Raw genomic sequence first — 23,849 nt, 5'->3', positions numbered from 1 at the left:
GACATTAATCATGATTTGTACCGTAGGATGGTGGAAGTAAACATCAATAACTGATATTATTAGGAACAAACACGACATCAGAATAGAAGGAGAACCTGCTCTCATGGAGAAAAGTATGGCAGAAATGCAGCGTGAGGTTGACCTCTATATTTCTCAATTCAAAGAGGGATATTTCAGTCCTCTGGCCATGCTGGCCCGGATGTCTGAAGAGGTTGGAGAGCTTGCCCGTGAAGTGAATCACGAGTTCGGAGAGAAACCGAAGAAAGCTTCCGAAGCTGCCAATTCAATTGAACTTGAGCTTGGTGATATTTTATTTATCACTATCTGCTTTGCAAACTCGCTCGGTATTGATCTGGCTGAAGCGCATGACAAAGTTATGCATAAATTTAATACCCGCGACGCAAATCGGTGGACTCCAAAAAACACCGATTAGGCGTAGATTACATATGCTGTACCATCACCCGCACGGGGAGGGTCAGCTTGATGATGAAACCGGAAGATTATATGCAGCAGGCTTACCGCTGTATATTGCAAAATGATTTTGAGCAAGCCATTCGCTGGTTCGAAGCGGCTATTCATGCTCACCCGGAGCATGCCGAGTTATATTATCGCTGTTCCATAACGCACGCCCGAAGCAAACATTTGCTTCCTGCACTTGAATATGCCCGCAAGGCGGTGGAACTATCCGAAGGTGCCGAAGAATATGTGCTTCATCTGCAGACACTTGAAGCGAAGCAACTTACAGTTAGAGCCAAATTACTGCTTGAGCAGGCTGGAACAGAATCAAGCAAGCCATATGTCGAGGCTTCCCAACTTCTTAAAGAAGCGATTAGGCTGGATCCACTGTCTGTGGAGGCACATGTGATGCTGGCTCTTGCTCACAGCGATCTGAACGAATACGAAAGTGCCCTTCAGGTGTTACAGGATGCAATTGTGCTTGATCCGCAGAACGGGCAGTTGTATCAGATGTTACAACAAACGAAGCAACGGTTGAAATCGATGCAGTAATTGATATTCACAGTCGAGTGTTATAATAAATACAGACTGGATGAGATGCATGGGTTAACACGACTAGATGAACTAACATAGTGAAGGAGATGCAGCCAAGATGAGTGAAGTGATAAGAGTTGCCGTGATCGGAGCGGCTGGACGAATGGGTCGTGAAGTTGTGAAACTGGTACTGCAAGACCCGGATTTGGAACTTGCTGCCGCTGTCAATCGCTCCGGAGCAGGCACGGATGCAGGAACGCTGGTAGGACTGCCAGAGTGTGGCGTATTGGTAACCGATGATATCGAGATGGCTTTTGCTGAAACCAAACCACAGGTCATGGTTGACTTTACAGTGCCTCAATTTGCTTTTGCTCATACAGAGATTGCTATCCGCCATGGCGTAAGACCCGTCATGGGTGTTACCGGCTTTACGCCGGAGCAGATTGAACAGTTGGACAAGCAATGCCAGGAGAAAGGTATTGGCGGACTGATCGCGCCTAACTTCTCGATTGGAGCCATTCTTATGATGCGTTTTGCAGCACAGGCAGCCAAACATATGCCTAACGTAGAGATCATTGAATACCATGGCGATCAGAAGCTGGATGCACCATCAGGAACAGCGATCAAAACAGCTGAATTGATTGCAGCCAATCGTGAAGAAATTCGTCAAGGCAATCCGAACGAAGAAGAAACGATTGAGGGTGCACGTGGTGGATATTATAACGGATTCCGCATTCACAGCGTGCGTTTGCCAGGTGTATTCGCACAGCAGGAAGTTGTATTTGGCGATTACGGACAGTCGCTGAAAATTCGTCATGATTCATATGAGCGTGCTGGTTATATGCCGGGAGTCAAGATCGGTGTACAAAAGGTGATGGAATATACAGGACTCGTTTACGGCTTTGACCACTTTATCGACTAAAGGAGATTGAAGATTGTCATGTTGAAAATCGCATTTATTGCCCACGATCGTAAAAAAGAAGAAATGGTAAACTTCGTTACGGCCTATGAGCCTGTGTTTACAGACCATCAATTATATTCAACAGGTACGACAGGTCTTCGTATTATGGAAGGTACATCCCTGCAGATTCATCGTTTTGAATCAGGGCCGCTTGGGGGAGACCAACAGATCGGAGCGTTGGTTGCACAAAACGAGATGGATCTGATCATTTTCCTTCGTGATCCATTAATGGCACAGCCCCATGAGCCGGACATTAATGCACTGCTTCGCCTGTGCGATGTTCAGGGCATTCCACTGGCTACCAATATTGCAACAGCCGAGATCCTTGTTAAAGCTCTTGACCGTGGTGATTTTGCTTGGAGGGAACTCGTACATAAGTACAAGCCGGACGCTGGATTGAATACGGGTGACTCTCAATGAGTCTAGATATTCTTATCTTCGGTGCACATGCGGACGATGCCGAGATTGGCATGGCTGGAACGATTGCGAAACATACGGCTGCCGGGTTAAAGGTAGGCGTATGTGACCTGACTCGTGCCGAGATGTCCTCCAATGGCACCGTGGAGCGCAGAACCGAGGAAGCGGAGCAAGCCTCACGCGTCCTCGGTCTTTCGTGTCGAACAAATCTCGAATTACCTGACCGGGGGCTGTATGTTACACCAGAACATGTAGAAGCGGTTACCGCTGAGATTCGCAGACATGCACCTCGAATTGTTTTTGCACCTTACTGGGAGGATCGGCATCCCGATCATATTATGTGTAGCAAACTCGTGCAAGAAGCGGTATTTAACGCGAAGCTTCGAAATTATATGCCGGACATGCCAGCTGTACAAGTGAAGGAAACTTATTTTTACTTTATCAACGATATCGGTCCTACGGATTTGATTGTGGATATTACGGAACACTATGAACAAAAGGAAGCCTCGCTTCGCTGTTATCGATCTCAGTTCGAGCAGGGTGCAGGTATCGTATCTACACCGCTGAATCAAGGTTATATCGAACGAGTGAGGGCACGTGATTCCTTACTTGGACAACGTAGCTTAATCCCGTTTGCAGAAGGATTTGCAACGATAACGCCTTATGTAGTGAAACAGTTTGGCGTCTAAACGGCGCTACCTCTGTATATAGATAGAACCATATATTCACACTTGAACGGAGAGGACAGAAAATACCTGAAAAAGCGAAGCGCTCGCCTAAAAGCTTCCTGAAAGAGATCTACTTTGTAAGCATAGGCTTATCACCGGATTTTCCCCTTTTAGTAAAAGGGAATCCAAAAAATCTGGGGATAACAGCGATTGGCAGGTAATTCTGTCATCGGAGTGGACGTGTGAATTATAATAGGTCTAGTTATATAAACAGACCATAAACAAATCATGACATCAATTAATTTCCGTTGCATGATATCAACCTGCAATATGCGGGAGATCAAAGGAGCGTCCAACCCGATGGATCAAAAGCTAAAAATCGGAATCACCTGTTATCCGTCCCTCGGAGGATCCGGGGTTGTCGCAACGGAACTCGGCAAATTGCTGGCCGAACAGGGACATCAGGTTCATTTTATTGCGAACAGCATTCCGTTCAGATTAGGAAAGTTTCAGAAGAATATCTTTTATCATGAAGTAGAGGTTAACGATTATTACGTGTTTCGGTATCCTCCGTATGACCTGTCTTTAGCAACCAAGATGGCTCAGGTGGCAAAGGCTCAACAGCTAGACTTGCTACATGTGCATTATGCTGTACCGCATGCGGTATGTGCATTTCTAGCCAAACAGATGGTCGGAGACAATCTGAAAGTGGTTACAACCCTGCATGGGACGGATATTACGGTACTTGCTCAGGATGAATCGTTGAAAGATCTGATCCGTCTTGCGATCAATGAAAGTGATGCGGTAACAGCTGTTTCTCAGGATTTGATTCGGGAGACGGTTGAACTACTGGATATTCAGCGTCCGATTGACCTGACCTATAATTTTATTGATAAACGTGTTTATTATCCAAGAGATGCAGCGAGTCTGCGACGTGATTATGCTGCCCCTCATGAAAAAATACTGATGCACATCTCGAACTTTCGTCCAGTCAAGCGAACACAAGACGTAGTGGAAGTATTCCGTCAAGTTCAGGAGCAGGTTCCCGCGAAGTTGTTGTTTGTGGGTGAAGGCCCAGACTTGCCCAAAATTCAGTGTAAAATTAAAGAACTGGGCTTGAGTGAAAAGGTTCATTTCCTGGGCAGACAGGATGATGTGGCTCAGGTGATATCAATGGCCGACATTTTAATGCTTCCATCCGAGAAAGAGAGCTTTGGTCTGGTAGCACTTGAAGCGATGGCATGTGGTGTGCCTACGATTGGTTCGCAGGCTGGCGGTATTCCGGAACTAGTACTGCATGGGAAGACAGGATTCCTCTCTCCGATCGGGGATACCCAATCTATGGCTGAGAATGCGATTCGTCTTCTAACGAATGAGCGTTTGGCTGCCGATATCAGGGAGGCTTGCCTTCATCGTGCACATCATGATTTCTGCAATGACTCCATTCGGCAGGAATATGAAAAGATATATTATCGTGTGCTTGGAAGAGAAATCCCCAGTCTCAATCCCGTTTGCGGTTAAGTGTGGGAAACCACAACTGGCAAGAGAAGAGGTGATATGTGGTGGTTCAATGGACACAAGCAGATGATGAAATGGCAAAACAAAGTGAGAATGTCCTTACTCGATTAAATGAACATGGCTTCGAGGCTTATTGGGTTGGCGGCTGTGTTCGGGATGAAATATTGGGGCGTGCCGTGGACGACATGGACATTACGACCTCTGCTTCTCCCGAGCAAGTTATGGCTCTCTTTGATGATTGTATTCCTACGGGATTACAGCATGGAACTGTGACGGTCCGCTCTGGCGGTTATTACTTTGAAGTGACGACCTTTCGGACAGAGTCGGAATATCAGGATAATCGCAGGCCTGCAGCAGTGCAGTTTGTTCAGGATATCAAGGAAGATTTAGAGCGGCGTGATTTCACCATGAATGCTCTTGCAATGGACGTGAAGGGAGCTATAGTGGATCCTTTTGGCGGACAAGTTGATATTAAACAAGAGCTTGTGCGTTGTGTAGGCCTGGCGGTTGAGCGTTTTGGTGAGGATGCTCTGCGTATGTTGCGCTGCGTTCGGTTCGCTTCCGTCTTTAATTTCAGGATTGCGTACAATACTTGGAAGGGACTCGTTGATCAACGCGAACTGCTCCGGCATATTGCGATGGAACGGGTTCGTACCGAGATGGTAAAAATGATGGCAGGTCCTCATCCGCTCAAGGGATTGGAATTGTTATTTCGCAGCAGAGCGCTAGAGTATGTCAAAGCACCAGTGGATTCTTCCAGGTTCAATAAAGATTTGTTAACTGGCTTGCAACATTTGGCAGGAGAACATGTGTTGCTCCGATGGTCATGTGTGTTGCTGGCTGGTGGATACAACCGGGGAGAAGCAGACAAGTTATTGCGGCTGTGGACATTTTCCAATGAACAACGTGTTCGAATTACGGGTGTGCTTCAGATGGAGCAACTGGTGACTGATTTTGTGGAGCATTGCGAAGATGATCAAGGGCTGCGGGAAAACTGGATTGTGTCCGTACTCCATTGTGGTGCTCAGGCGGCTAACGACTGGCTGCTCTTGCAAGAGCAATTGCCGAAACAGTGGCGTGAAGGTTCTGAACAGACACATGATCGACTCGTTAAAGTTCAAACTCTCGCGGCAGACTGGAGCCGATCCATGCCAGTCCACGCAATAAAAGAACTCGAAATCACCGGTGAACAGGTGTTGCAATTAGTGGAGCGCAAAGGTGGACCTTGGCTCGGACAACTCATGAAACATCTGCTCAGGGAAACGGCGATTGGAAATATAAAGAATCAGTATGAAACACTAAGTGCTGAAGTGAAACGGGTGGCTGCGAATGACCAAGCATGAGGACTTATTACATATGTTACTTCATGCTGACGGACAGTTTGTGTCGGGCGAGGAGATTAGCCGGCATCTGTCCATCAGCCGAACCGCCGTATGGAAACATGTCAATAAATTACGGGAGATGGGTTATGAGTTTGAAGCCGTTTCCCGTAAAGGGTACCGTCTGGTCACGAGACCCGAAAGCATTGATGAGACAGCTCTCCAACTTGCTCTGAAGACGACGACATTTGGCCGTAAAGCGATCATGCTGTCCTCAACGTCATCTACACAGGCTGATGTTCTTAAGCTGGCAGAAGAGGGCGAGAGTGAGGGGGCGGTGGTTTTCGCTGAAGAACAGACTGGCGGCAGGGGGCGTTTCGGCCGCAAGTGGTTCTCCCCTCCTGGAAAAGGGATCTGGATGAGCGTGCTGCTACGCCCCGAATTACCGTTGCAACATACGCCCCAGCTTACCCTTATGACTGGTGTAGCTGTATGTCGAGCGATTCGAGCTTATACTGGTGCAGAGGCTGGCATCAAATGGCCGAATGACTTGTTGATTAATGACCGTAAGATATGTGGCATTTTACTTGAATCTGCGGTGGAAGATCATCAGGTTCGATATTGCATTGCGGGCATTGGCGTAGATGTAAATTTCGATTCTCAGGATTATCCGGAAGACTTGCAACAGATTGCCACCTCGATTCAGATTGAAACAGGGCAAGCTATTGATCGGACGGGGCTGGCAGCCGCTATTTTAACGGAAATGGAACATCTTTATTTTTTATATCAAAAAGAGGGATTTGGAGTTATATCTTCACTATGGGAAGCGTTGTCCGTTTCGTTAAATCGAAAGGTGACTGTTACCAATCCTCACGGTGTGATTGAGGGAACAGCTGTAGGGCTGGACTCTTCGGGAGCACTGGTAGTTGAGAAGCAGGATGGGGTACGCGAACTGATCATATCTGGCGAAGTGACTTGGAAAAGCTGATATTTTGTCGAAAACTCTTGAATGATCTCGAACATAAGACGTGAACTTTGAGCAGAACTTTGGTATACTGTTTTCGTGAGGCGGTATCGGGCTGTAAAGACCGAGCTGCACTCCGATGAGCATTAACCTTAGTTCTGCTTGATGCGTTTTACGTAGACAAGTAGGACAGCAATAGCAAGGAAAAAATGGAATAAGAACAAATGTGTTGTTGGATTCTGCTCTGAGCCGAAGAGGACCGAGACAGAAGGGACGATCGCAAGTGACTCTTTTTTGACTTTTCGGGACTTTTTAGTGGAAAACTAAAAGGTTTTTTTGTTGCGTTTAATTGAAAAGGTGAGAGGGGTACAAGACAAATGGCAAACAAACAAGCATTAAACATTGTGAAGATGAAAAAATACAAGCAAGACGGCATCCCGCTTAGCATGATTACAGCTTATGACTATCCAACTGCTCTGCTCGCCGAAGAAGCCGGCATTGACATGATTTTAGTGGGCGACTCTCTAGGTAATGTTGTCCTTGGTTATAACTCAACTTTGCCAGTCACGATTGATGATATGGTCTACCACACTCGGTCGGTTGTGCGTGGAGCGGAACACACGTTTATCGTTACAGATATGCCTTTTATGACGTATCACGGTAGCGTTGATGAAACATTGAGAGGTGTTCGCCGGTTGATGCAGGAAGGTCATGCTCATGCGGTCAAAATGGAAGGCGGCATTGAGATTGCAGAGACAGTCAAGGCTGTTGTGCAAGCAGGTGTGCCTGTGCTCGGACATATTGGATTGACACCACAATCGGTGAATCAGATCGGTGGTTACCGGATTCAGGGCAAGGATGCAGCAGATGCCAGACGTCTGATGGATGAAGCCAAAGCGCTTGAAGCCGCAGGGGCTTTCGGCATCGTGCTCGAGCTCGTGACGGAAGAAGTGGCCGAGGCAATCTCGAAGGAATTGTCGATCCCGACCATTGGCATTGGTGCAGGGCGGGGATGTGACGGTCAAGTGCTCGTTTTTCATGATGTGGTTCAATATGCTTCACCATACACGCCTAAACGATTTGTCAAAACCTATGGTGATGTAGGAAGTGTGATTCGCAGCAGTATTGAAACGTATGTAAAAGAAGTGAAAGATCGCTCCTTCCCGGCCGAAGAGCATGTTTTCAGTGCAGCGGATGGCGTGCTGGATGGATTGTATGGACAACGTAAAGAAAAGGTGGAAATTCGCTGATGAAAGTCATACGCACGATCACAGAGTTAAGACGGGAACTAAGCTTGATGCGAAAAAAGCAAGCGATCCATTCCGAAGAAACGATCGTTGGACTGGTGCCCACCATGGGATACCTTCATCAAGGCCATGCCAGTCTGATGAAAGCAGCGAGAGAACAGAGCCACATCGTTGTTCTAAGCATCTTTGTTAATCCGATACAGTTTGGCCCGAATGAAGACTTTGAAAGTTATCCGCGGGATGAACAGCGCGATCTTGAAACGGCTCGTGCTGAAGGGGTAGATATCGTATTTATTCCCTCGGTGGAAGAGATGTATCCCCAGCCGACGCAAACGACGATTGCAGTATCCGGGATTACAGAGCGCTTATGTGGCGCATCCCGGCCAGGACATTTTAACGGAGTGACTACCGTAGTATCGAAGCTGTTTAACATCGTGCAACCGCAGAAAGCCTTTTTTGGGATGAAGGATGCACAGCAGGTGGCCGTTATTGAGCAAATGGTACATGATCTGAATATGCCAGTGGACATTATCCCTTGTCCTATTGTTCGTGAGCAGGACGGTTTGGCGCTCAGCTCCCGTAATGTCTATTTGAGCGCAGAGCTACGTCAGGAAGCTTTGGTCTTGTCTCAGGCACTGCGAGCCGCACAGGAGTCGGTGGAGATTGGAACAGCCGTTACAGCGAAAGACATTCGTCGTCTGCTTCATGAACATATTGGCAAATCTGCGCATGCTGTCATTGATTATGCCGAGATTCAGGCTTTTCCAAGTCTGGAGCCTCTTGCAGACCAAGAGGAATTGAATGCATATGATGATCTGCTAATTGCACTAGCCGTGAAATTTGGGAAAACAAGATTGATTGATAATATACGTATTCAAAAAATGGAGGTGCTGTCCCATGTTTAGAACTCTAATGAAATCCAAGATTCACCGTGCTACGGTAACGGAAGCCAACTTGAACTATGTGGGTAGCATTACCATTGATGAAGACCTTATGGAAACTTCGGATTTAATGGAAAATGAAAAAGTGCAAATTGTGAACAATAACAACGGAGCAAGGCTGGAGACTTATGTAATTCCAGGACCTCGCGGCAGTGGCGTCATCTGTCTGAACGGTGCTGCCGCTCGTCTTGTACAGCCTGGAGATACAGTCATTATCATTTCTTATGCCATGATGTCACAGGAAGAAGCGAATACGCATAAACCTACTGTGGTGTTTGTGGACAGTCAGAACAAACCGGTTCAGACGATGAAGAAAGAAGTTCACGCCACGATCTTGTAATCGACTGGGAAGGGGAATGAAATCGGCCCATCCAGCAAAAAATGAGTACAGGTCACTGCACTAATTCATTTTCCAAGGGTGGGGATGCATCGATGTTCCAGCATGTTTTCGCCGAAATGAACGACATGTTAGATGAAATTATCAAGAGCTATCCTTCCGCTGAAGGTCTGAACAAACAGGAGCTGCAACAAAAATGGAATTTGCTCAAACGAATGAGTGACGGGATGCTGGATGAATGGCTAATGTTTGAAGAAAAGATGAGTCAGATTCGGGAAAGGGAGCTGGACAAACCGGCTTCACTTGAGCCGGAGCAGGAAGCAGTGACAGCTTTGCCTGAACTTCATCTTGAATGCTTCAGCCGCGGCCAAGGATATTTTAAGCTACAAATGTATCCGCAGGCTATTGATCAATTCTTACGGGTTGTGAACGATTACCCGGATAGTGCCTTAGCCCGTTTTTATCTGGCACTCGCACACTTAAGTCTGGAGCAGATTTATGAGTCTGAAACCCATTTACAGCAAATTATGCTACTTAAGGGATCAGCAAGACTCAAAGGCCTTGTATGTAATGCTCTGGGCTGTATCCAAGCGAAGCTCTCCAATCCAGAAGCAGCATGCTCCCTGTTCGCACAGGCCCTTCAGTATGACCCGACGTTGACCGAACCTCTGTACAACATGGAAGTTTGCAGGCTGAACAGAGGTAAACTGCAATTCGCAAACCAGCTAGGGTGTGTCTGAAAATCTGCACTTGCACTTCAGTCTGTTTCAAGACATGCCCAAATTGCCCTGAATTGAAAAAGACATGTGGCAACAAAAGAACGGTGTTTCCTCCTTTGACATAGCGGCGGAAACACCGCTTTTTTGTCAGTTAATTTTCAAATGTCCTTTTTTTTGCTATGCTGTAACATAGACTGGAATGGAAGGGATCGTATATTGCAATGAAATTTGCCGTTTTGGATTTCGAAACAACCGGCACGCAGTCCGACGGTGAGATCATACAGGCCGGACTTGCCATCATAGACCATGACTTCAGCATAACTCAAATATATAGTTCTTATGTAAATCCGGGTGTTCCAATTCCGCCATTCATCACTGGGTTGACCGGAATTACAGAAGAAGATGTCGCGGATGCTCCATCTCTTGAAGAGATGATGATGGAGATGGTACCGCTTCTTGACGATGTGGTTCTGGTGGGCCATAACGTAGCATTCGATTTTCATTTTTTACAGAATGCACTTGATCGATGTGGATATTTACCGTTTACAGGTCGTATTCTGGATACGATTGATTTCTTGAAAATAACTTTTCCGTCGCTGGGTTCATACCAGCTTGGTTATGTATCAGCCGAATTTGGATTTGAACATGACCGGCCTCATCAGGCTGACAGTGATGCACTGGCAACAGCTCATGTTTTGCTCAAATGTCTCGATGAACTTAGAGAGCTGCCGTTAATTACAATTCAGCGGCTTAGCGACCTGTTTGCACCAGAAGACAGTGATCTGGGATGGTTTTTCGACGGACTACGTGCGGAGAAGGAAGCAGAACCGATTCAGGACCTGGATGGGCATACCTATTACCGTCAGCTGGCGCTTAACGTTAGTGACTGGACGGAAATTGGAGCTCCTCGGGATGAAAGAGAAGCGAATCCGCTGGACGGTGTGACCTTTGATCAGTTTATGGATCAGGTGCGCGCCAACCTCAAAGAGACACTGGATCATTATGAAGAGCGTGAAGCACAGACACAGATGTTTGGCAGCGTACGGCAGGCACTGGATGAAGAGAAACATCTTTTGCTGGAAGCCGGAACGGGAACAGGGAAATCCCTGGGATATTTGTTACCTGCTATTTATGAAAGTGTAAAACAAGAACAGAAGGTGATGGTAAGCACTCACACCATTAACTTGCAAGAACAACTGCGCGAACGGGATATTCCGATGCTGACGCAGGTAGTTCCTTTTCCGTTCAAAGCTTCCGTGTTCAAGGGGAGAGGCCATTATCTCTGTCTACGCAAATTCGAGCACAAAATCAACAAACGTGAATTTGCTACGCCGAAAGAGGACTACTTCACGGCAGCACAGATGATTGTGTGGCTCACACAAACCGAAACGGGTGACGATGAAGAATTGAACCTCAGTGCACGCGGAGGAGATTTCTGGGAAACGGTGCAGAGCGAGTCCGAGTCTTGTCTCGGTAGATCCTGTCCGTGGTTCCGCAAGTGCTTCTATCATCGTGCGAAACATGAGGCGGGACTTTCTGATATTGTGATTACCAATCACTCCAAACTGTTTACAGACGTGAAGGCTGCTCATCAGCTGTTGCCAGCTTATGAAAGTCTGGTCATTGATGAAGCGCACCATCTTGAAGATGTAGCGGGTAAACATTTGGGGCTTCACATGAAGTATTTTACGCTCGTACACACACTGACCCGTTTGTTCAAAGATAGTCGTAATGGTCAGCTTCCCATGCTTCGCTCTCAGTTGTCAGGGCACGAGAACGGTGTACAGTGGGGTTCAATGGTGGATCAGATGTTTCCTCTCGCCGTGGAAGTGAAGGAAATGTGGGATCGTCTGAGCGATGCTCTGTTTGGTCTTTTGCCTGAACGGAGTGATGCTTCTCCAGGGGAGACCGGACAGTTCTCGCTGCGGCTTAAAGCGTCTCAGAAGCCTGCCAAGTGGCAGGAGTTGCAGGATTTGGAGAACCAGATCTATGTGACATTGGGTGATTTGGTTCGTAAGGGTGACAAACTGTTGCTCGAAGTAAAAGAAGATCAGGATGATTATCAGTCCGACAGTCTGATCACTGATATCACCGGGCTCTTGAAAGATCTGACGACGATGAAGGAGAATTTAAGATTCTTCATGCGTATGGATGATGCCAAGACCGTGTACTGGATGGAGGCCAGCGGACAGTTCCGTAGCAAGTCACTCCAGCTATACGCTGTTCCGGTGGATGTGAGCGCACAATTGAAAGAGATGTTTTTCGATAAAAAGAAAAGCGTTGTTCTTACATCGGCTACGCTGTCGGTGGATAAGTCATTCCAGTTCATGATTGAGCAACTGGGTTTGCAGGAAGCTGCCGACAATAATCGGCTTCTGACCTCGGTGCTACCTTCCCCATTCAATTATCGGGAACAAGCTTTGTTAGTAATCCCGCGGGATTTCCCGAGTCTGAAGGGGAGCGTAGGGGACGCGCACTTTGTACAGATGCTGGTGCACTCTCTTGCTGAGACGGCGATTGCAACTCAAGGACGTATGATGGTGCTGTTTACCTCTTATAAAATGCTTCGACAAGTCTATGAATCACTGAAAGAGGCTTTGTCCGGGAATGACATCTCGCTACTGGGGCAAGGTGTTGACAGCGGGAATCGTTCGAAGTTGACCCGACGCTTCCAAGATGCCAAAGCAGCAGTCCTGCTGGGTACGAGTAGCTTCTGGGAGGGCGTGGATATTCCGGGTGAAGCGCTGACCTGTCTTGCGATTGTGAGACTGCCTTTCCAGCCGCCTAACCATCCGCTTCTGGAAGCGAAGAGTGAACTGTTGCAAGAGCAGAAGAAAAATCCATTTATGAAGCTTTCTGTGCCGCAGGCCGTCATTCGCTTCAAGCAGGGGTTCGGCAGGCTTGTTCGGACAGGCAAAGATCGCGGAATCGTCATTGTGTATGATACGCGTGTAATTGAAGCTTATTACGGCAAGTACTTCCTGTATTCGCTACCGGGACCAAAGATGGAGCATATGCTGACAGAACAGATGGTTCCCCGTATTGCTGAATGGTTAGATCGACCTGCAGAAACTCAAAAATAATTACGATGTAAAGCTATAACATTGCATTGGACTTCACCATGGCGTTAAACTTTGAAGAAGACTTCACAAAGTTCGAACAGGGCAGCGCTTTAATGAACTTATATTCCTAATAATTCGGGCATTCTGTATGAGGACATCATGCATGGATATTGCATGTATACAGAATGCTCATCTTTTCAATATTTATTTAATCGTGGCGATGGTAAGGGGGAGCAAGGATGAAATCGGATAAAATATCAGAAGCGGTAGTACGGCGTCTGCCTGTATATTTGCGTTATTTAAACGAGTTGGTTCAGCGTGAGGTGACAACGGTTTCCTCGCAGGAGCTAGGACAGCGACTGGATTTGAATCCAGCTCAAATCCGTAAAGATTTAGCTTATTTCGGTGATTTTGGTCGTAAAGGAATCGGGTATGATGTGTCTTACCTGATCGAGAAGATTCGTCACATTTTGAAAATTGATCAGCAAATTAATGTGGCTCTGGTAGGGGCCGGTAATCTCGGACATGCCTTATCGAATTATAATGCTTATTTGAAGGACAATATGAAAATTGTCGCTATTTTTGATGCGTTTGGGCCAAAGATTGGCAGTAAAATTAATAGCCTGACGGTCAAACCTATGGAAGAACTTACAGAAGCGGTTCAGAAAGATAACATTCGTATCGGGATCATCACGGTGCCGGACACGGAAGCTCAGAATGTTGCCGATCAACTGATTCAATCGGGCATTGAGGCGATTCTGAATTTTGCGCCAACGATTCTAAAAACGCCTTCACATGTGCGGATTCATCATGCAGACTTTACAACGGATTTGCTCAGTTTGGCTTATTATTTGGAGAACGGGAAGGAAGATGAGCTTGATGACAACAACGAATAAATGGGTAATCCAAAATGGTAAATTTGCTGTAAAAGAAGGTGCCAATTGGACTGTGATTCAAGGGTATATGGTCGTTGAAAATGACAAGATTGTGCATATTGGTGAGACGCTGCCGGATGGTGACGAGAACCTGCCTAAAGTGGATGGAAAAGGACTGCTCTTCCTGCCGGGTCTGATCAATACGCATGGTCATGCGGCAATGTCTCTGCTTCGAGGTCATGGTGATGACCTGGCATTACAAGTGTGGTTACAAGAAAAAATGTGGCCAATGGAAGCCAAAATGACTTCTGAGGACGTGTATTGGGGAGCATCCCTTTCGGTGCTTGAGATGTTAAAAGGCGGAACAACAGCTTTCCTGGACATGTATGACCACATGGATCAGGTAGCAAAAGTGGTTGAACAGTCAGGAGCTAGAGCTGCGCTGGCTCGCGGTGTCATTGGACTGTGTTCGGAAGAAGAGCAGATGAGAAAGCTGGAAGAGTCCGCAGCATTTGCTCGTGAATGGAATGGACAGGCGGATGGACGCATCACAACCGTAATCTCTCCGCACGCGCCTTACACATGCCCTCCAGATTACATAGAGAAGCTTGTTCAAGTTGCGCATGATCTAAACCTGCCTCTCCATACGCACATGTCAGAGACGCTTCGTGAAGTGGAGCAGAATGTATCAGATTATGGCATGCGTCCAGTGGCACATTTGGAGAAGCATGGCTTTTTCTCACGTCCTTCACTCGTAGCGCATGCTGTGCATCTCAACGATGAAGAGATCGAGATCTTGGCACGTCATGATGTCGCTGTATCCCATAATCCGGGTAGTAATTTGAAGCTTGCATCGGGTGTAGCTCGTGTTCCCGCTTTGTTGAAAGCAGGAGTTACTGTATCTTTGGGAACAGACGGACCGGCAAGTAACAACAATCTCGATATGTTTGAGGAAATGAGACTTGCAGCTTTAATTCATAAAGGAGTATCCGGTGATCCTACCGCCGTACCTGCCGGGGAAGCGTTGCTTCTTGGAACAGCTTACGGTGCGAAGTCCATCTTCCTGAACGATACTGGAGCTTTGCAAGTTGGTAAAAAGGCTGATTTTATTGCACTCAACATTGAACAGGCTCACTTCTATCCACACACGGATTTGATTTCACATGCCATCTACTCGGCTTCGGCGAAAGATGTGGAACATGTATGGGTGGATGGCAAACAAGTCGTAAAACATGGTGAATGTTTAACACTGGATGAAGAGCGCATTTTGCGGGAATCCCAGTTGGCCTTTGATCAATTGCTTGCGCGTTAAGAGGCAACTCCAATGCGCATTTTTAGGGAAAGGAAGTTCAACTCTTGAAGAAAAAAAAGAAGTGGATATGGATATCGCTGCTCATTCTCGTTCTGATCTTGATTGGACTTCAGCGATATTACGTCTATGTCACGCAGGATCAGCGGCAGGAAGAAGCATTGGCGATTGAATCGGCACAGAACCAGCTGGGCATTACAGCACCTGATGAACTGCGGAAGTACGTGTGGGGCGAAAAGACTGGCGCTGACAACATTTACTGGACGATGACAGCTAAAAACAAAGATAATCAGGACATTATGGTTTGGGTTAAGTTTGATAATAATAATCAGCCTGTACAAGGCGCGGCAGGTGTGCACAGTGAGTTATTGCAGAACGGGATGTCCGAAACGCAGATTCGCAACCGTTTCAGCTCAGACGTTCCAGGCGGTGAGATCAAACGGATCATGCCAGGTGTTGTGAACAATATCTATGTGTGGCAAGTGTACTATAACGATGATACGCATAACTATTATCGCTTTTACCGATTTAGCAACGGAGAGCAAGTCGATCTGGTATATACGTTACCGAACAGCTGACTTCATACTTCTTCTTCCATTATGATGATGAATAAAACGGTCAATTCATAGATAGTTGCACATAACAATAAGCCAAAAAACCGGCAGAAGGGATACCGACTGAACCGGTTTTTTGGCATTCCAACCATTGAACATCAAATGAAATAGTTAAAATTATTAATTTATTCATATTTTCGCCTTCGAAATTGTATATACGATGTGATATACTCAGATATGTACTGAAGTTAACGAACAACGCAAACAAATCTGCAATAAACGTTGCAGACATGATGTACAGCTAAATATACAAGCCTGTAGATTAAGGACGGGCTCATTTTGGGAGGGGTAATTCATTTGAAGCTGAAAGTATTGCCTATTGTTCTAACCGCCGTAGTTTCTGCCGTCCTGTTGTTTGGAGGTTGGTTCATATACCGTCAAGTAGCCGTACAGAGTCCGATTGAAAAGATGGTTACTCAGTACGAAGGTGTTAATAGTGTTCAGTTAACTATTAACCGCAATGATGTACAAATGAAACTTGATTTAAAGCCGAATGTAGATTTAGGTAGACTGGTGCAATATATTCATAGAGAAGGACAGAACCTGATCGGCTCCCGAGTGCTCAAACTGGATGTCGTAGACCACTCCAATGAGGCGCTTGAAAACTGGTGGGGAGATGCCATGTTTACCGTAGCCCAGGCGATGGAGAACAAACAATACGCCGAGATTACTCCGACGTTGTCCAAGATGGCTACAGGAGGAATTCAAGTCAATACGGCGATGGATGACAACAATGTTTATGTAAGTCTGCGAGACGGAGAAGCCAGCAAGTTTATTATACTGCCGCGTGTACCCGGTCAGATAGGAGTGTGGCCTAATGCCTAAATGGACAAAAGAAGCAGCCATAGGAATTGTCCCCGTTGTTATCATTTTTCTTGCTTTTATCGGTGTGAATATTGTTCCGATTCTGATCGCAGCATTGTTGGTTGGTGGGTTGTTATTCATGATGCAGATGCGCGGCGGGATTACGGTAGGTGCTGGACAAGAGCGTAAACGGAAGAAAAAAGGACCTTCAAAACTGACGTTCGAAGAAATTGGAGGTCAGGACAGTGCCAAGCAGGAATTAAGAGAGGCACTTGACTTTCTGATCCGTCATGAAGAAATACAGAAGTTTGGGATAAGGCCGATGAAAGGCATTTTGCTGACGGGCCCTCCGGGAACTGGGAAAACGTTGATGGCTAAAGCCGCGGCTCACTACACGGATTCGGTGTTCGTAGCTGCATCAGGCAGTGAGTTTGTTGAAATGTATGTCGGTGTAGGTGCCAGCAGAATCCGGGATTTGTTTAAGGATGCCAGAACACGGGCAGCGAAGGAAAACAAGGAAAATGCGATCATTTTTATTGATGAGATTGATGTGATCGGTGGTAAACGTGAAGGTGGACAGCAACGTGAGTATGATCAGACCTTAAATCAGTTGCTGACGGAGATGGATGGCATATACACTTCCGAGACGCCTAGGATATTGCTGATTGCAGCTACCAACCGTAAAGAGATGCTCGATAGTGCACTGACACGTCCAGGGCGCTTTGACCGTCATATTCAGGTGGATTTACCAGATAAAAAAGGTAGAAAACACATCTTGGAGCTACATGCAGTGAACAAACCACTTACACAGGGCGTGAGCCTGGATAAAACAGCGGAAGAGTCTTACGGTTTCTCAGGCGCACAGCTCGAAAGTGTCATGAATGAAGCTGCGATCTATGCGATGCGTGAGGGCTTGCTTACCATCGAACAGCGTCATTTATCTCTTGCGATTGACAAAGTGATGATGGGTGAGAAAACCGATCGCGAGTCGAGCGTTGAGGAAAAGAAAAGAGTGGCCATTCATGAACTTGGACATGCCATTATGGCTGAGCTTGTGCGTCCTGGGAGCGTAAGCCAGGTAGCCCTTAGTCCGCGTGGACAGGCACTTGGGTACGTGCGTCATAACCCGCAACAGGAGCAGTTTCTGTATACGAAGCGTTTTCTGGAGGAGCAGATCATGATTGCACTGGGTGGTGCAGCCGCCGAAGAAATGTACTATGGTGGTCGTTCTACAGGTTCACGCAATGACTTTGAACAAGCGACGAATGTTGTACAGACGATGATGGCTTCCGGTTTGACGTCACTCGGGATTGTAAATATGGATATGGTCACTACCGAAGAACTGATGAGAGAAAATAAAGTTATTTTACAGGAACTGATGGAGCAGACGAAACGCCGGCTTGAAGAGCAACGGTCAATTTTCGACAATTCGCTCGACATTCTGATGCGTGAGGAAGTTTTGTCAGGAGAACAATTTCGTTGTCAATTTCGTGACAGTGCACGTTTACCAGCATAATTTCTTTATGCTGGTTATTTTTTTTTACATTTCAGTCGTGCTAAGATATTATTAGTTGTTGGGTCGAAATTTGTAATTTTCGGCGAACAGGGTACAATAGAGAAATAGAGAACCGAAAGGATGGAGCAGAACCATGTTTTTCAAAAAAATAGGAGTTGTCGGCGGCGGTACGATGGGGCAAGGAATTTCCCAGATGCTCGCAGCCAAAGGACTTGATGTGCTTCTAGTGGAGCATACGACTAAGAAGCTTGATCATGCATATGACATGATTGAAACAAATTTGGATAAACAGCTCGAGAAATGGGCGATTACCAAAGCGGAGAAGAAATTGATTCTCTCCCGTATTACGAAAGTAGCGCACTTGGCTGAACTGGGCTCTTGCGATATGGTTATTGAGACGATCTCGGAAGATCTGGAAGCTAAAAAAGCAGTCTTTAATCAATTGGATCAGGTATGTCCAAGCAATGTGATTTTGGCAAGTAACACGTCCACGCTGAGTTTGACCGAGCTTGCAAGCTCGACCAAGTACCCGGAGCGTGTTATTGGTATGCACTTTATTCACCCGGTATCCCGGGTTGATCTTGTTGAGATTATTCGTGGTCTGAAAACATCCGATACAACATTCGAAGAAACTCGCCGCTTTGTTGAAGAAGTCGTAGACAAAAAAGGCGTTATGATCTACGAATCCCCTGGATTTGTAACCTCCCGTCTGATCTGCTTGCTGATCAACGAAGCGCTTCATGTCCTGCAAGAAGGTGTAGCTTCTGCTGAGGACATCGATGATGCAATGCGTATCGGTTATAATTTCCAACATGGACCGCTTGAAATGGCTGACCGTTTCGGACTGGATTCCGTTGAGGCAGCCCTCGAAAGAATGTTCCGTGAATTCGGAGAACTGAAATATCGTCCTTCGATTGTCCTGAAAAAAATGGTGCGTGCAGGTCATCTGGGCGTGAAAACAGGAGAAGGATTCTTCAAGTACGACAAGGATGGTGACCGTCTGTGAATATACTCGTAATTAACGCGGGGAGTTCCTCGCTCAAATATCAATTGTACAACATGGAAGATGAATCGGTACTTGCAAAAGGTCTGGTAGAGCGGATCGGGATGGATTCTTCCATTCTGACACATAAACCGACTGGCCGTGAGGAAGTTACGGAAGTTAGTGAGATTCTGGAACATACGACTGCGATTCGTAAAGTCATTGATTTGTTGACACACAAGGAACACGGCGTGGTTGCTTCTGTTAGTGAAATTCAGGCTGTAGGTCACCGTGTAGTACACGGCGGTGAAGCGTTTAAAGAATCTTCACTGGTAGACGACGCTGCAAAAACCGAAATCCGTCGTTTGTTTGACTTAGCTCCGCTTCATAACCCGGCAGCAATGATGGGTATCCGTGCGGCGGAATTGAATATGCCAGGTGTGCCTCAGGTAATGGTGTTTGATACAGCGTTCCACCAAACGATGCCTGAACATGCTTATCTATATGCTATTCCACGTGTACTTTACAAAAAATACAAAGTACGTCGTTACGGCGCCCATGGTACCTCCCATGATTACGTAAGCAAAGCGGCAGCCGAGTATCTCGGTCGTCCGGTGGAAGACTTGAAAATCATCACTTGTCACGTAGGTAACGGTGGTAGTGTAACTGCTGTTAAAGGCGGCGTATCAGTGGATACATCGATGGGTATGACTCCACTTGAAGGTCTGATGATGGGAACTCGTAGTGGTGACCTTGATCCAGCGATTGTGCCTTATGTTATGAACAAGGAAGAACTTAGCGTAAGCGAAGTTAGCTCCATGTTGAACAAACACAGCGGACTTCTGGCGATTTCCGGAATCAGCAGTGATATGCGTGAAATTACAGAAGGCATGGAAAAAGGCGAGCCTAATTCGACGCTGGCTTTTGAAATGTATGAGTATCGTTTGCGTAAATATATCGGTTCTTATGCTGCGGCGATGAACGGTGTAGACGTGATCGTATTTACAGCAGGTGTGGGTGAAAACTCCGTTGTTCTTCGTCAGAAAGTATGTGAGCAATTGACATACCTCGGCGTTGAACTGGATGAAGCATTAAATGCGATCCGTTCCGGCGAGCCACGCCGCATTACAACTGAAAATTCAAAAGTGGACGTTCTTGTCGTACCTACGAACGAAGAATTGGTCATCGCACGAGATACACACCGAATCGTATTGAATTCTAAGTAATCTAACTGTAAAGTAAATACAGGATGACAATGAAGTGCAGAGGGCAGGTGCGAACCTGTCCGCTGCATTTTCAAATTTATGGAATCAAGGGGAGATATGGGCATGGATACGAATTGTGTAATTCGTAATGTGAACGAGCACGTGGGTGAGACAGTTACCATCGGCGCTTGGATTAATAACAAACGCTCCAGCGGTAAAATTCAGTTTTTGCAACTCCGTGATGGAACTGGATATATTCAAGGTGTAGTGGTTAAGAGTGAAGTCAGTGAAGACATCTGGAATGATGCCAAAAGCCTGACTCAGGAGAGCTCAGTCTACGTGACAGGTATTATCCGTGAAGAGCCACGGAGCGCGTCCGGGTATGAGATGACCGTTACTGGCGTGAAAATCATTCATTTGACAGAAAACTATCCTATTACACCGAAAGAGCATGGTGTGGATTTCTTGATGGATCATCGTCATCTATGGCTTCGTTCCACCAAGCAACGTGCCGTAATGGTGATTCGTGCAGAGATTATTCGTGCTGTTCAGCAGTTTTTTGATGGTAACGGATTCACGCAGGTGGACCCGCCGATCTTGACGCCTTCATCTGCTGAAGGGACAACGAATCTGTTCCATATCAAATACTTTGATGAGGATGCGTATCTGACACAAAGTGGACAATTGTACATGGAAGCCGCAGCGATGGCGCTTGGTAAAGTATATTCCTTCGGTCCGACCTTCCGTGCAGAGAAATCCAAAACCCGCCGTCACCTGATTGAGTTCTGGATGATTGAGCCGGAGATGGCATTTGTCGATCACGAGGAAAGCTTGCGCGTACAAGAGAAATTCATCGCACATGTTGTTCAATCCGTGGTGAAAAATTGCCGAGCTGAGCTCGAGTCTATCGGACGTGACGTCTCCAAACTGGAAGGCATTACAGCTCCGTTTCCCCGTATTACGTATGACGAAGCGATTGAGTTCCTGAATGGACAAGGCTTTGACATTCCTTGGGGCGAAGATTTCGGTGCACCACATGAAACAGCGATTGCGGAAAAATACAATACTCCTGTATTTATTACGCATTACCCAGCTGGAATCAAAGCATTTTACATGAAACCAGATCCAAATCGCCCTGAAGTTGTTCTGTGTGCAGATATGATTGCGCCGGAAGGTTATGGCGAGATCATTGGTGGATCACAGCGTATCGATGATCCAGAACTGATGCAACAGCGTTTTGAAGAGCACAACCTTTCGGATGAAGCGTACCAATGGTACCTGGATCTGCGTAAATACGGATCGGTTCCTCACTCCGGTTTCGGTCTGGGATTGGAGCGCACGGTAGCTTGGATCTGTGGACTTGACCATGTTCGTGAGACTATCGCATTCCCTCGTATGCTCTATCGTCTGTACCCTTAATGCTTAACGGAAAAGAGTATATGGAAGACGCGTCCTCCAAAGCCTGGTTAAGCGGTGCAGCTTACGGTATGGCTTCAGGTACTGCTCAACTACCGTATGCCTTACTACGTTTTTATCATCAGCTTGGATTGTCCGATACTGAGGTTCTGCTTCTCATTCAATTACTGGGCTTCCGTCAGGCGGAATTCAATGAGTTTCCAACCCTTGAAGAGCTTGCTACACGAATGGGACTTGCTCCTGAAGGCATTGCCAGAATGTTGCAGCGTCTGATGAGGGATGGATACATTACGATAGATGAGCATCGGGACGAAGAACGGGATATTCAGTATGAACGTTATGACCTGCACGGCTTGTATGCCAAGCTTGCGATGTGTACAGCGGAAGATGCAGCTCATGCCCGGTCAGAACAACAAAAAGCCAATACTTCACGTCCAGATTCGAACAGTGTTCAAAAAGAAGAGGAAGAGCGAAATATGTTCTCTATTTTTGAAAAAGAATTTGGTCGTCCTCTCTCGCCAATGGAGTGTGAAACGATATCCAGCTGGCTGGATCAGGATCGCTATCAGGAAGAGCTTATTCTGATGGCTTTGAAGGAAGCGGTATTTGCAGGAAAAGTGCATTTCAGGTACATCGACCGAATTTTGCTGGAGTGGAGCAGGAATCGTGTTAAAAATGTGCAGGATGCCAAAGCGTACACGCAACGTTTCCGCAATGGCGGACGTTAAATTAAATAAACAGGCCAGAATTCATTCTGTGCCTGTTTTTTGATATTATTTTGCTCCATAATATACTTCTTATTAGCTATATCTAAATCTATATCACGTTTTTTCGAGGGGATTTTAATAGTTTAACTGGTCTTTCAGTCGGAGCAAGAAATATAACTTCAATACCCCAAGGAATACTAATTATAAAAAGTTAATAAAAATTGCAGGGGTCAGTTGACCAGTCGTCGTCTATAGAATTGGAGAGGAGGGGAGAGTTATTGACGAAGCGCTCGTAATTGAACAAATCCGTCAAGGGGATGCATCTCAAATGCGTGTTCTGATCGACAAATACAGTCAGCATGTCTATCATGTGGCGTATTCTGTCTTACGTAACGATCAGGATGCACAGGATGCCGCTCAGGAGGCGTTCATTCAGATTTATAAATCTCTCCCCGACTACCGATCCGAAGGGTTCAAGACGTGGATCACACGGATTGCTTTTCACAAGGCTATTGATGCCAAACGCAAGCTGGGCAGAAGGAGTGCTGAAGATCTGGGCGGAGATGAAATGGTAGTTAATCTGCCTGGACGGGATGAAGACGTTCTAGCCCGTGTCATTCGTGAAGAACGGCAGGAGAAACTTCGTGAGCGGATTAATCAGCTGCCTGCCCAGCACCGGGATATTATTACCGCTTATTATCTGAGCGAGAAAAATTATGAGCAAATTGCCCATGAGGCTCAGGTTGCTGTAAAAACGGTTGAATCAAGGTTATACCGAGCTAGACAGTGGATTCGAAATCATTGGAAGGAGGAAGAGTGGCGTGAGTAAAAAAGAAATGTATACCATCCAGCAATGGACGGATTATATCGAAGGCCGAATCAGCGGCAAACAGGCGATTCTGATGGAGCAGTTTCTTTTGAATGAACCAGACGCAATGCAAGATTATCTTGAAGCTTTAGATATGGAGCGAAACTGCCCTGCATTACCGAATTCAGCGGATTTTACCGACTCCGTCATGAAGCGAATTGAGAGTATGGCGCCCGATGGCAAGACACGACATTCTAGAGGTGAACGAAACCGCCGATGGTTTGAACATAGAGTATTTCACTACGCTGTAGCAGCCTGTTTAACATTGATTTTTCTCTCTTCCGGACTGTTTGACAAGGTGGCTCCTTATCATAAATTCCAAGAAGGTGACACTTCAGGCTCATTTACCGAGAAATGGACTGAGGCAGCTACCTCATGGCTGGATAATTTCAAACCCAAACCTTGATTGG

The 23,849-nt window shown here is 46.3% G+C and carries 24 protein-coding genes; all 24 read left to right on the top strand.

All coding sequences use genetic code 11. The annotated features are described in order from the left end of the window. Positions 1-103 precede the first annotated feature (103 nt). Complete coding sequence (locus tag ACT89M_RS17730; RefSeq protein ID WP_090917174.1) at positions 104-433, top strand: nucleotide pyrophosphohydrolase; 330 nt, start codon at positions 104-106, stop codon at positions 431-433. 50 nt (positions 434-483) lie between these two features. Beyond that, positions 484-1,008, top strand: a complete 525-nt coding sequence (locus tag ACT89M_RS17725; RefSeq protein WP_154890606.1) for a tetratricopeptide repeat protein — start codon at positions 484-486, stop codon at positions 1,006-1,008. Positions 1,009-1,108: 100 nt separating this feature from the next. After that, positions 1,109-1,912 (top strand): 4-hydroxy-tetrahydrodipicolinate reductase, encoded by an 804-nt coding sequence (gene dapB, locus ACT89M_RS17720; RefSeq protein ID WP_090917170.1) that lies wholly within the window; start codon positions 1,109-1,111, stop codon positions 1,910-1,912. An 18-nt stretch (positions 1,913-1,930) separates the two neighbouring features. Beyond that, positions 1,931-2,371 carry a methylglyoxal synthase gene (mgsA, locus tag ACT89M_RS17715; protein WP_090917168.1) on the top strand — a complete coding sequence of 147 codons (441 nt, stop codon included), beginning with the start codon at positions 1,931-1,933 and terminating at the stop codon, positions 2,369-2,371. After that, positions 2,368-3,057 carry a bacillithiol biosynthesis deacetylase BshB1 gene (gene bshB1 / locus ACT89M_RS17710; protein ID WP_090917166.1) on the top strand — a complete coding sequence of 230 codons (690 nt, stop codon included), beginning with the start codon at positions 2,368-2,370 and terminating at the stop codon, positions 3,055-3,057. The genes mgsA and bshB1 overlap by 4 nt, the downstream gene beginning before the upstream one ends. 339 nt (positions 3,058-3,396) lie before the next feature. Then, positions 3,397-4,557 carry an N-acetyl-alpha-D-glucosaminyl L-malate synthase BshA gene (bshA, locus tag ACT89M_RS17705; protein ID WP_090917164.1) on the top strand — a complete coding sequence of 387 codons (1,161 nt, stop codon included), beginning with the start codon at positions 3,397-3,399 and terminating at the stop codon, positions 4,555-4,557. A 41-nt stretch (positions 4,558-4,598) separates the two neighbouring features. Continuing rightward, positions 4,599-5,897, top strand: coding sequence for a CCA tRNA nucleotidyltransferase (locus ACT89M_RS17700; protein ID WP_308723386.1), 1,299 nt, complete (start codon positions 4,599-4,601; stop codon positions 5,895-5,897). Further along, on the top strand, positions 5,884-6,861 hold the full coding sequence (locus ACT89M_RS17695) for a biotin--[acetyl-CoA-carboxylase] ligase (protein WP_154890604.1): 978 nt from the start codon (positions 5,884-5,886) through the stop codon (positions 6,859-6,861). The genes ACT89M_RS17700 and ACT89M_RS17695 overlap by 14 nt, the downstream gene beginning before the upstream one ends. A gap of 353 nt (positions 6,862-7,214) precedes the next feature. Beyond that, positions 7,215-8,087, top strand: a complete 873-nt coding sequence (gene panB, locus ACT89M_RS17690; protein ID WP_154890603.1) for a 3-methyl-2-oxobutanoate hydroxymethyltransferase — start codon at positions 7,215-7,217, stop codon at positions 8,085-8,087. Beyond that, positions 8,087-8,989 carry a pantoate--beta-alanine ligase gene (panC, locus tag ACT89M_RS17685; protein WP_090917156.1) on the top strand — a complete coding sequence of 301 codons (903 nt, stop codon included), beginning with the start codon at positions 8,087-8,089 and terminating at the stop codon, positions 8,987-8,989. The genes panB and panC overlap by 1 nt, the downstream gene beginning before the upstream one ends. Then, positions 8,982-9,365: an aspartate 1-decarboxylase gene (gene panD, locus ACT89M_RS17680; RefSeq protein WP_090917154.1), complete on the top strand. Its 384-nt coding sequence runs from the start codon at positions 8,982-8,984 to the stop codon at positions 9,363-9,365. The genes panC and panD overlap by 8 nt, the downstream gene beginning before the upstream one ends. Positions 9,366-9,481: 116 nt before the next feature. Beyond that, the gene (locus ACT89M_RS17675) at positions 9,482-10,102 is read left to right on the top strand and encodes a tetratricopeptide repeat protein (protein ID WP_487344768.1); all 621 of its coding nucleotides are present in this window, start codon (positions 9,482-9,484) and stop codon (positions 10,100-10,102) included. Between the two features lie 200 nt (positions 10,103-10,302). Further along, positions 10,303-13,164 carry an ATP-dependent DNA helicase DinG gene (dinG, locus tag ACT89M_RS17670; RefSeq protein WP_154890601.1) on the top strand — a complete coding sequence of 954 codons (2,862 nt, stop codon included), beginning with the start codon at positions 10,303-10,305 and terminating at the stop codon, positions 13,162-13,164. Between the two features lie 218 nt (positions 13,165-13,382). After that, positions 13,383-14,039: a redox-sensing transcriptional repressor Rex gene (locus tag ACT89M_RS17665; protein ID WP_154890600.1), complete on the top strand. Its 657-nt coding sequence runs from the start codon at positions 13,383-13,385 to the stop codon at positions 14,037-14,039. Further along, entirely contained in the window at positions 14,023-15,330 is a 1,308-nt protein-coding gene (locus tag ACT89M_RS17660; protein ID WP_154890599.1) for an amidohydrolase, read from the top strand. Before ACT89M_RS17665 ends, ACT89M_RS17660 begins: the two co-directional genes overlap by 17 nt. Before the next feature lie 44 nt (positions 15,331-15,374). Continuing rightward, positions 15,375-15,905 (top strand): DUF5590 domain-containing protein, encoded by a 531-nt coding sequence (locus ACT89M_RS17655; RefSeq protein ID WP_154890598.1) that lies wholly within the window; start codon positions 15,375-15,377, stop codon positions 15,903-15,905. Positions 15,906-16,238: 333 nt separating this feature from the next. Beyond that, on the top strand, positions 16,239-16,766 hold the full coding sequence (locus tag ACT89M_RS17650; protein WP_154890597.1) for a hypothetical protein: 528 nt from the start codon (positions 16,239-16,241) through the stop codon (positions 16,764-16,766). Continuing rightward, the gene (locus tag ACT89M_RS17645) at positions 16,759-18,261 is read left to right on the top strand and encodes an AAA family ATPase (RefSeq protein WP_154890596.1); all 1,503 of its coding nucleotides are present in this window, start codon (positions 16,759-16,761) and stop codon (positions 18,259-18,261) included. The genes ACT89M_RS17650 and ACT89M_RS17645 overlap by 8 nt, the downstream gene beginning before the upstream one ends. 133 nt (positions 18,262-18,394) lie before the next feature. Next, on the top strand, positions 18,395-19,267 hold the full coding sequence (locus ACT89M_RS17640) for a 3-hydroxyacyl-CoA dehydrogenase family protein (protein WP_123066052.1): 873 nt from the start codon (positions 18,395-18,397) through the stop codon (positions 19,265-19,267). Continuing rightward, positions 19,264-20,469: an acetate/propionate family kinase gene (locus ACT89M_RS17635; RefSeq protein ID WP_154890595.1), complete on the top strand. Its 1,206-nt coding sequence runs from the start codon at positions 19,264-19,266 to the stop codon at positions 20,467-20,469. Before ACT89M_RS17640 ends, ACT89M_RS17635 begins: the two co-directional genes overlap by 4 nt. 102 nt (positions 20,470-20,571) lie before the next feature. Then, positions 20,572-21,867, top strand: coding sequence for an asparagine--tRNA ligase (gene asnS, locus ACT89M_RS17630; RefSeq protein ID WP_090917136.1), 1,296 nt, complete (start codon positions 20,572-20,574; stop codon positions 21,865-21,867). Between the two features lie 20 nt (positions 21,868-21,887). Beyond that, complete coding sequence (locus ACT89M_RS17625) at positions 21,888-22,592, top strand: DnaD domain-containing protein (RefSeq protein WP_090917134.1); 705 nt, start codon at positions 21,888-21,890, stop codon at positions 22,590-22,592. Positions 22,593-22,899: 307 nt separating this feature from the next. Then, on the top strand, positions 22,900-23,400 hold the full coding sequence (locus tag ACT89M_RS17620; RefSeq protein WP_090917132.1) for an RNA polymerase sigma factor: 501 nt from the start codon (positions 22,900-22,902) through the stop codon (positions 23,398-23,400). Further along, on the top strand, positions 23,393-23,845 hold the full coding sequence (locus tag ACT89M_RS17615) for a hypothetical protein (RefSeq protein WP_154890594.1): 453 nt from the start codon (positions 23,393-23,395) through the stop codon (positions 23,843-23,845). Before ACT89M_RS17620 ends, ACT89M_RS17615 begins: the two co-directional genes overlap by 8 nt. Positions 23,846-23,849: the final 4 nt, after the last annotated feature.

This window comes from Paenibacillus sp. NN59, from assembly GCF_057597225.1.
This window is presented reverse-complemented; position numbering and strand designations above follow the sequence as displayed.